General features: G+C 58.2%; 1 protein-coding gene and 1 rRNA gene. One reads left to right on the forward strand and one right to left on the reverse strand.

Annotated elements, in window-relative coordinates; all coding sequences use genetic code 11:
• Positions 1–604 precede the first annotated feature (604 nt).
• A complete protein-coding gene (locus H7E91_RS11415; protein ID WP_182355238.1) occupies positions 605–1249 on the forward strand; it encodes an FMN-binding negative transcriptional regulator in 645 nt (214 codons plus the stop codon).
• A 59-nt stretch (positions 1250–1308) separates the two neighbouring features.
• Here the strand turns inward: H7E91_RS11415 and rrf are convergent.
• Positions 1309–1384, reverse strand: a 5S ribosomal RNA gene (gene rrf / locus H7E91_RS12255); the annotation flags it as partial.

Consider the following 1384-nt stretch of genomic DNA (forward strand, 5'->3'; position numbering starts at 1 on the left):
CCGGCAGCGTCTCCAACGGCTCGAGATCGGCACCCGCGCCGACCGAGAACTCGAAGCTCTCGCCACCGCCACCATCAACCAACTCACATTGGAAAAAGCAGCTTGACAACAATAGGAGCATCCACTCTAAGGGGCACTACTCCGGTGCTAGGAGAATTCCGCTCATGACGAGAGCGGCGGCGGAGAACCCTGACGTGATCCTCCGCGCAATGGATGATGACATGAATGTCCTTTCAGGAACACATCAAGCTACGTGGTAAGGACTCCCTCACCTCCCCACACGGTATTCCACTTTCACGCATTTATGCAAACTGGATCGTGCGCAACTTTCAGACACTCTGTCACGAAAGCACCGAGATTTTTGTCCGGCACGACGCCATTTTGTTTACCCGTCAGGCGTTTGCGCACGCGCGCAGGACCCTGCATAATATGCAGGCAATAATCGCTATCCTGCGACAATATTCCGGTGGGCTCGCCTCGGATTTGCCCTTTCCATTGCCTGTCGGGGCGAACCTTGCGACGAAGATGCCGAGTCGGACGAATCGGTCACGAGCCGGAAAGTTGTCTAGACTGATGGGCACTGTACGAGCACCAGGAGACACCTTTGATCCCCCACTACTTCGCACTCGATGACAGCGAAAAGCACGACTTCATCAAGAGCCAGGGCGCCGGCACACTGGTCACGTCCCGCAAGGACGGCACAATCGACGCCACCTTATTGCCGATTATTATCAGTGACGATCAGCTCCTGCTCCACATGGCGCGCTTCAACGAACACTGGCGCAACATCGACTCGCCCCAGCCCGCGGCGATGATCTTCACCGGCGCCCACGACTTCATCAGCTCGCGCGCATATGACGTGCCGGACGGGTCTGCGGTCGCCTCTACGTGGGACTACACCCAGGTGACAATCCACGGAACCGTCACCGTGCATGATGATCCGGACTGGGTCAGACAGGCGGTTGTCGAGCTTACGAAAACATGGGATCCGGAGCATGCGGCAATGATGACAGACGATTACCTCGGCCGAGCTACAAAGGCGATTGTCGGCCTGTCAATGACAATCGACCGAATAGACGGCAAGGCGAAGCTCTCCCAAAACAAGCTACCGTCCGAGCGTGCCCGGATCTCCGAAGGTCTACGTGAACGCGACACAGAACGATCGCGCGCGCTCGCAGATGATGTAGACGCAGCACCGTCAAAGGCTCGCAGAGTGCCGTTCATTGGCGGGCTGAAAGCGCGAGGATAATGGTGTAGATGTGTGGAGGGCCCGGGACTGGTGTCTCGGGCCCTGCACGGGGGTGTGTATGGCGGCGGTGTCCTACTCTCCCACACCCTCGCGAGTGCAGTACCATCGGCGCTGGTGGGCTTAGCTTCCGGGTTC

This window comes from Flaviflexus huanghaiensis, from assembly GCF_014118685.1.
GTDB lineage: Bacteria > Actinomycetota > Actinomycetes > Actinomycetales > Actinomycetaceae > Flaviflexus > Flaviflexus huanghaiensis.